The 319-nt window shown below is 74.9% G+C and carries 1 protein-coding gene; it reads right to left on the bottom strand.

Features of this window, described 5'->3' with window-relative positions; genetic code table 11:
* Positions 1-297: diacylglycerol kinase family protein (locus MJ643_RS30570; RefSeq protein WP_348773349.1), on the bottom strand; the 297-nt coding region annotated here is incomplete at its 3' end.
* Positions 298-319: the final 22 nt, after the last annotated feature.

The following is a 319-nucleotide window of genomic DNA, read 5'->3' as shown; positions in this document are numbered from 1 at the left end:
CGCCCGGGCGAGGTCGTTGCCGGAGCCAGCGGGGACGATGCCGAGCCGCACCGGGGTGCCGGCGACGATCTCGGCGCCGAGGGCGACGGTGCCGTCGCCGCCGACGACGACCAGCGCGGTGAGGGTGTCCCGCACATCATGGGCGCGGGCCCGGGCCGTGCTCGCCGTCGGGGCCGAGAGATCCACGACGGAGATGCCGGCGAGGCGCAGCAGATGGCTCACCTGACGGCCGACGCGGTGCGCTGCCCCCTGAGCCGCTGTCGGGTTCGACAGCAGCCCGACGCGCAGTCTGCTCACCTGTCCTCCGGATCGTCCAGTC

The organism is Pseudomonas sp. PNPG3 (assembly GCF_023093815.1).
GTDB classification, from domain to species: Bacteria; Pseudomonadota; Gammaproteobacteria; order Pseudomonadales; family Pseudomonadaceae; genus Aquipseudomonas; species Aquipseudomonas asiatica.
The sequence above is the reverse complement of the archived record's forward strand: the minus strand, read 5'-3'. Positions and strand labels throughout refer to the sequence as shown.